The sequence below is a fragment of the Streptomyces sp. CAI-85 genome, from assembly GCF_013363615.1.
Classification (GTDB): domain Bacteria; phylum Actinomycetota; class Actinomycetes; order Streptomycetales; family Streptomycetaceae; genus Streptomyces; species Streptomyces antibioticus_B.
Window position 1 is genome coordinate 1 of sequence record NZ_JAANNX010000122.1, and the last position, 6,733, is coordinate 6,733.

A 6,733-nucleotide genomic window follows, 5' to 3' on the forward strand; every position below is an offset into this window, starting at 1 on the left:
AGACGCGCCACGAACTTGTAACGGTCGCCCCGGTACACCGAGCGCACCCACTCCACCGGCTTGCCGTCCTTGTCCAGCGAGTGCCGGGACAGCATCAGCATCGGCAGACCGACGTCGGTGCCCAGCAGACCGGCCTCGCGCGGAGTGGCCAGCGAGGTCTCGATGGTCTCCTCGGCCTCGGCGAGATGGACGTCGTAGACCTCGGCGAGGGCGGTGTAGAGCGAGGTGTACTTCACCAGGGACCTGCGCAGCGCGGGGAAGCGCTTCGCGGACAGATGGGTGGTCTCGATCGCCATCGGCTCGCCGTTGGCCATGCGCAGCCGCTCGATGCGCAGCACCCGGCCGCCGGCGGTGATGTCGAGCAGCCCGGCGAGGGTGTCGTCGGCGGTGATGTAGCCGACGTCCAGGAGCTGCGAGGTGGGTTCGAGACCCTGGGCGCGCATGTCCTCGGTGTACGAGGTGAGTTGGAGCGCCTGGGAGACCTTCGGCTTGGCGACGAAGGTGCCCTTGCCCTGGATGCGCTCCAGCCGGCCCTCGACGACCAGTTCCTGGAGGGCCTGGCGGACGGTGGTGCGGGAGGTGTCGAACTCGGCGGCCAGGGTGCGCTCCGGCGGGACCGGGGTGCCGGGCGCCTGGGTCTCCGTCATGTCGAGCAAGTGCTTCTTCAGGCGGTAGTACTTGGGCACACGCGCGGTACGGACGGTCGCCCCACCCTCGTTCTCCGCACTGCTGACGTCGGTGCTCATGGCCTGCCTTCCCGGCTTCCGGTGCCGAAATGGCCGACTCCCCGTCGGCCGCGGCTCACATCGTGGCACGGCTTGGTGCGCGCGGGCTCCCGTGTGGGTGACCTCGCACGCCCGTGATCTCCTCTGTATACCTTCACGCCCGCCCTTGGTCTAGTCCAGGATTCCGCTTCCCCGGCCGGTGGGCGGCCCGGTGGTACACCCGCGCGCGAGCGGCCGGCCGTGGTCCGTTCCGGTGGCCGAAAAACGAAAAGTCCCTGCATATCGCGGTCGCGTAACGGACGGTTCAACCGCGCTCGCACACCCTTGACAGCCCTATTGGTCTGAGCCAAGCTCCCGGTACTGGTCTACACCAATGGTCCAGGTCCTGGCCCCACGGACGGTACGCGTTGACGCTCGACCGCGGCGGGGAGGCAGGGGGGTTTGTGGCATCCCTGAGGAGGGTGGCGTGAAGCGCAAGCTGATAGCCGCGATCGGTATCGCGGGCATGATGGTCTCCATCGCGGCGTGCGGGGACAGTGGCAGCGGGGACTCGAAGGGTTCCGACGCCAAGGAACTGACGGTCTGGCTGACCGTCGACGCCCAGAACAACTGGCCCGAGCTGGTCAAGGCCGCCGACGCGGCGGTGCAGAAGAAGCACCCCGGCGTCAAGGTCAACCACGAGTACTACGGCTGGCCGGACAAGAACGCCAAGCTCGACGCGGTGCTCGCCACCGACAAGGCCCCCGACGTGGTCGAGATGGGCAACACCGAGATGCTCGGCTACATGGTCAAGGGAGCCTTCGCGCCCCTGGACGCCTCGAAGTTCGAGAACTCCGACGCCTGGCTCGACGGCCTCGAGGCCTCGGTGACCTACGAGGGCAAGACCTACGGCGTCCCCTACTACGCCGGTGGCCGCGTGGGCAACTGGCGCAAGGACGTCTTCGCCGCCGCGGGCGTCAAGGCCGCGCCGAAGACCTACGCCGAGCTGACCGCGGCCCTGGACAAGGTGCAGAAGAAGGAGGGCGACAAGTTCTCCGCCTGGTACCAGCCCACCCGTGACTGGTACGCGGCCATGTCCTTCGTCTACGACGCCGGCGGCTCCATCGCCACCGAGTCGGGCGGCCAGTGGAAGGCCAACCTGTCCTCGCCGGAGTCCCTCAAGGGCCTCACCGAGTACAAGAAGGTCGTCGACTCCTACATGCACGGCGACAAGACCAAGGACGAGTCCGACCGTTACATCGTCTACGGCCAGGGCAAGTCCGGCATGATCTTCGGCGCCGCCTGGGAGGGCGCGACCGCCGCCGACCCGAAGAACGACAAGACCGGCAAGCTCAAGGACAACCTGGAGAACTTCGTCATGCCGGGCCCGTCCGGCAAGAACCTCCCGGTCTTCCTGGGCGGCTCCGACCTCGCCGTCCCGGTGAAGTCGGACGCGCAGGACCTCGCCGCCGAGTGGATCGCCGCGTTCACCGGCAAGGACGGCCAGAAGGGCCTGATGGCCAAGGGCAACCTGCCCAACAACCTGACCGACCTCGCCTCCCTCAAGAGCGACCCGGCCACCGCCGTCCCGGCCACCGCGGCCGAGTCGAGCTGGTTCGTCCCGATGGCGCCCGGCTGGGGCCAGGTCGAGAAGGCCCAGGTGCTCCAGACCATGCTCCAGAGCATCGGCACCGGCAAGAAGTCCGTCGAGGACGCCGCGAAGGAAGCGGACGCCGCGATCGACAAGGTCATCAACACCAAGTGACCTGACGGCGGGGCCCCACCACCCGGTTCCCCACCGGGCGGGGGCCCCGCCTCCCTACGACCGAGGGACCGCTGAGGAGCGCGCGGATGAGTGCCGCAGACACGACCACCCCTGCCAAGGTGCCGCCGACGCGGCCGTCACCCCCACCCCGGGCCGACGTGAGAAAGCCGCCGCGACGACGCGGCGAGGCCGGCGCCGGCACGCCCTGGCTGCTGCTCGCGCCCTGTCTGCTGGTCCTGGCACTGGTGATGGGCTATCCGCTGGTCCGCCTGGTCACCCTGTCCTTCCAGAAGTTCGGCCAGTCCCAGCTCTGGGGCTTCCAGCCCGCCGAGTCCGTCGGCTTCGACAACTTCGCCGAGGTGCTGGGCGACACCGAGTTCTGGCAGGTCGTGGTCCGCACGATCGTCTTCGCCGCCGGCTGTGTGATCCTCACGATGGTCATCGGCATGCTGATCGCGCTGCTCCTCCAGCGGGTCTCCGGCTGGGTGAAGATCCTGGTCAACATCGCCCTGGTGGCGAGCTGGGGCATGCCGATCATCGTCGCCACCACCGTCTTCAAGTGGCTGTTCGACTCCGACTACGGCATCCTCAACGCCGTCCTGTCCCGGCTCCCCGGCGTCGACCTCATCGGCCACAACTGGTTCGCCAGCGGACCGCAGGGCCTCGCCGTCATCATGCTCCTGGTGATCTGGGGCGCGGTGCCCTTCGTGGTGATCACCCTCAGCGCCGGACTCACCCAGGTCCCCGCCGAGCTGGAGGAGGCCGCCCGCCTCGACGGCGCCGGCGCCTGGGGCGTCTTCCGGTACGTCACCCTGCCCATCCTCAAGCCGATCATCGTGATGCTCACGACCCTGTCGGTCATCTGGGACATGGGCGTCTTCCCGCAGGTCTTCGTGATGCGCAACGGCCACCCGGAGCCCGAGTTCCAGCTTCTGACGACGTACTCCTACGACCGCGCCTTCGTCGTCAACGACTACAGCCAGGGCTCCGCGATCGCCCTGATCACGGTGCTGCTGCTGCTCGGGGTGGTCGCCGTCTACATGCGCCAGATGCTGAAGATCGGAGAGGTCGAATGAGTACGGTTTCCGCTCCGAGGCGGTCGAAGCTCGGCTGGAACCTCCTCGGACTCCTGGTCTTCGTCGTCGCCGGCTTCCCCGTCTACTGGATGCTCAACACGGCGTTCAAACCGGCGAAGGACGCCATCGACCCCGACCCGAGCCTGCTGCCGACCGGCATGACGCTCTCCAACTTCGGGCGCGCGCTGGACATCGCCGACTTCTGGGGCCCGGTCGGGCGCAGCCTGGTCGTCTCCGTGACGGTCGTCGTGATCGGCATCGTCATCGGCCTGCTCGCCGCCCTCGCCATCTCCCGGTTCGCGTTCCGCGGCCGCAAGATCGTGATCGTCGGCATCCTGGCCGTCCAGATGGTCCCGCTGGTCGCCATGATCATCCCGGTCTTCCTGCTGCTCAACGACCTCAACCAGTACGACCGGCTGTCCGGCCTGATCATCACGTACCTGACCTTCGTCCTTCCGTTCACGGTGTGGACCCTGCGCGGCTTCATCGTCAACATCCCGAAGGAGCTGGAGGAGGCCGCGATGGTCGACGGCTGCACCCGCACCGGTGCCTTCGTCCGGGTCGTCTTCCCGCTGCTGGCCCCCGGCATGGTCGCGACCTCCGTCTACGCCTTCATCCAGGCGTGGAACGAGTACCTCTACGCCCTGATGCTGCTCAGCCAGAAGAACCAGACGGCGACCGTGTGGCTCGGCAACTTCACCACCAAGCACGGCACCGAGTACGCCCCGATGATGGCCGGCGCCACCCTGATGGCCGTCCCGATCGTCGCCCTGTTCCTCCTCGTCCAGCGCAAGATGGCCGCGGGTCTCACCGCGGGCGCCGTGAAGGGATGACGCCCCGATGACGACCATCACCAGCGGCACCGACACCCTGACCCGGGACGCCCTGACCGTCCTCCAGCCCGGCTTCCCGGGCACCACCGCCCCCGACTGGCTGCTGCGCCGCCTCGGCGAGGGCCTGGCCTCGGTCGGCCTGTTCGGCCGCAACATCGCCTCCGCGGAGCAACTCGCCGCCCTCACCGCACAGTTGCGGGCCGAGCGGGACGACGTCCTGGTCGCGATCGACGAGGAGGGCGGCGACGTCACCCGTCTGGAGGTGCGCACCGGCTCCTCCTTCCCCGGCAACCACGCCCTGGGCGCGGTGGACGACGTCGACCTGACCCGCCGGGTCGCCCACGAGCTGGGCCGCCGGCTCGCCGAGTGCGGGGTCAACCTCAACTGGGCCCCGTCGGCCGACGTGAACTCCAACCCGGCCAACCCGGTGATCGGCGTCCGCTCCTTCGGGTCCGACACCGACCTGGTGGCCCGGCACACCGCCGCCTATGTCACCGGCCTCCAGTCCGCCGGTGTGGCCGCCTGCACCAAGCACTTCCCCGGCCACGGCGACACCGCCGTCGACTCCCACCACGCGCTGCCGCGCATCGACGTCCCGGCGGACGTCCTCTCCGGGCGCGAACTGGTCCCGTTCCGCGCGGCCATCGCCGCCGGCAGCCGGGCGGTCATGAGCGCCCACATCCTGGTCCCGGCCCTGGACCCGGTCCACCCGGCGACCCTGTCCCGCCGCATCCTCACCGGGCTGCTGCGCGAGGAACTCGGCTACGACGGGCTGATCGTCACCGACGGCATGGAGATGCAGGCCATCGCCGGCACCTACGGCATCGAGCGGGGCAGCGTCCTCGCGATCGCCGCGGGCGCCGACGCCATCTGCGTGGGCGGCGGCCTCGCCGACGACGAGACGGTACGGCGGCTGCGCGACGCCCTGACCGCCGCCGTCCGCGCCGGTGACCTGCCCGAGGAACGGCTCGCCGACGCGGCGCGGCGGGTCCGGGAGCTGGCCGGCTGGGCCGCCTCGGCGCCCACCGCCGCCGACGGGGCCTCGCCGGAGGTCGGTCTGACCGCCGCCCGCCGGGCGCTGCGCGTCACGGGCGCCGAGGGCTTCACGCCGCTCACCGAGGCGCCCTACGTCGCCGCGCTCGCCCCGGTCGCGAACATCGCCGTCGGCGACGAGACCCCGTGGGGCGTGGCCGCGGAACTGGCCCGGCTGCTGCCGGGCACCGCGACGGGCAGCTTCACCGGCGAGGACGCGGGCCGCGCGGCGCTGGCCGCGGCGGGGGAGCGCCGTCTCGTGGTGGTCGTCCGGGACGAACACCGCCACCCCTGGATGGCGGTCGCCCTCGACACGGTGCTCGCGGCCCGTCCGGACACCGTTGTCGTCGAGATGGGCGTCCCCCAGGCCCCACCGCGCGGCGCCCTGCACGTGGCCACCCACGGCGCGGCCCAGGTCTGCGGCCGCGCGGCGGCGGAGGTCCTGATCGGGGGGTAGGACCTACCACGGCTGCGCAAAGAGGCGCCGACCGCCCTTCGAGGGGCGGTCGGCGCCTCTTTGTGTGTGGGCGCGCTGGGGGGGCTGATCGGGGGCGTCGGGTGTCGCGCCGCAGGCCGGCCGCGTCCTGCATCTGGCCACCCAGGGCGGGGCGCAGGTCTGTGGCCCGGCGGCGGAGTCTGTGGTCGGAGGCGTCAGGCATCCCGCCACAGGCTGCGCCCTGCGGTGCCTCGCACCTGGCCGTCCACGCGGCGGCGGCCCAGGTCTGCGGGAGTGCGGCGGCGAAAGCCTTGACCGGCGGGCTGCGCCTGCCGCTGCCATGCGGAAGGCGCGGGCTTCCCTGTGAAGGGGGCCGGCGCGGCCTCCGGAGGGGGGCAGGTCGAGGGCGCCGCGCGGCAGGCGGCGCCCTGCCCTGCTGCGGCTGTGCGGAAGGCGCCGACTTCCCCGCGGGGAGGGCGGCGCCTTTGTGCTCGGGCTTGGGGTCAGATGCCCTGCCACTCCGGCTTGTGGGTGTAGGTGTGGCGGAAGTAGTCGGCCAGCTTCAGCTTGGACGCGGCCGCCTCGTCGACGACGACCGTGGCGTGCGGGTGGAGCTGGAGCGCGGAGGCGGGGCACACCGCGGCGACCGGCCCCTCCACCGTGGCCGCGACCGCGTCCGCCTTGCCCTCGCCCGTCGCCAGCAGCACCAGGTGCCGTGCCTCCAGGATCGTCCCGATACCCTGCGTGATCACGTGGTGCGGGACCTGCTCGATGTCACCGTCGAAGAAGCGCGCGTTGTCGACGCGGGTCTGCTCGGTCAGCGTCTTGATACGGGTGCGCGAGGCGAGCGAGGAGCACGGCTCGTTGAACCCGATGTGCCCGTCGGT

5 protein-coding genes and 1 pseudogene are annotated in these 6,733 nt (G+C 70.7%); 4 read left to right on the forward strand and 2 right to left on the reverse strand.

Annotated features, from left to right (window positions below):
* A partial coding sequence (locus G6W55_RS36595) for a GntR family transcriptional regulator (protein WP_175524927.1) occupies positions 1 to 746 on the reverse strand: 746 nt, incomplete at its 3' end.
* A 445-nt stretch (positions 747 to 1,191) separates the two neighbouring features.
* Here G6W55_RS36595 and G6W55_RS36600 point away from each other — a divergent pair.
* From G6W55_RS36600 to G6W55_RS36615, 4 genes are all read left to right on the forward strand, one after another.
* Positions 1,192 to 2,469 carry an extracellular solute-binding protein gene (locus tag G6W55_RS36600; protein WP_175524928.1) on the forward strand — a complete coding sequence of 426 codons (1,278 nt, stop codon included), beginning with the start codon at positions 1,192 to 1,194 and terminating at the stop codon, positions 2,467 to 2,469.
* Between the two features lie 86 nt (positions 2,470 to 2,555).
* Positions 2,556 to 3,545: a carbohydrate ABC transporter permease gene (locus G6W55_RS36605; protein ID WP_175524929.1), complete on the forward strand. Its 990-nt coding sequence runs from the start codon at positions 2,556 to 2,558 to the stop codon at positions 3,543 to 3,545.
* A complete protein-coding gene (locus G6W55_RS36610; protein ID WP_175524930.1) occupies positions 3,542 to 4,378 on the forward strand; it encodes a carbohydrate ABC transporter permease in 837 nt (278 codons plus the stop codon). The genes G6W55_RS36605 and G6W55_RS36610 overlap by 4 nt, the downstream gene beginning before the upstream one ends.
* A 7-nt stretch (positions 4,379 to 4,385) precedes the next feature.
* The gene (locus tag G6W55_RS36615; RefSeq protein ID WP_175524931.1) at positions 4,386 to 5,867 is read left to right on the forward strand and encodes a glycoside hydrolase family 3 protein; all 1,482 of its coding nucleotides are present in this window, start codon (positions 4,386 to 4,388) and stop codon (positions 5,865 to 5,867) included.
* Between the two features lie 482 nt (positions 5,868 to 6,349).
* Here the strand turns inward: G6W55_RS36615 and G6W55_RS36620 are convergent.
* Positions 6,350 to 6,733: pseudogene (locus G6W55_RS36620) on the reverse strand (6-phosphogluconolactonase); the annotation flags it as partial.

What these genes read in the sequence shown, in the direction of transcription:
- G6W55_RS36610 (WP_175524930.1), top strand. Translation starts at nt 3,542, where the DNA reads ATGAGTACGGTTTCCGCTCCGAGGCGGTCGAAGCTCGGCTGGAACCTC.
- G6W55_RS36605 (WP_175524929.1), top strand. Translation starts at nt 2,556, where the DNA reads ATGAGTGCCGCAGACACGACCACCCCTGCCAAGGTGCCGCCGACGCGG.
- G6W55_RS36615 (WP_175524931.1), top strand. Translation starts at nt 4,386, where the DNA reads ATGACGACCATCACCAGCGGCACCGACACCCTGACCCGGGACGCCCTG.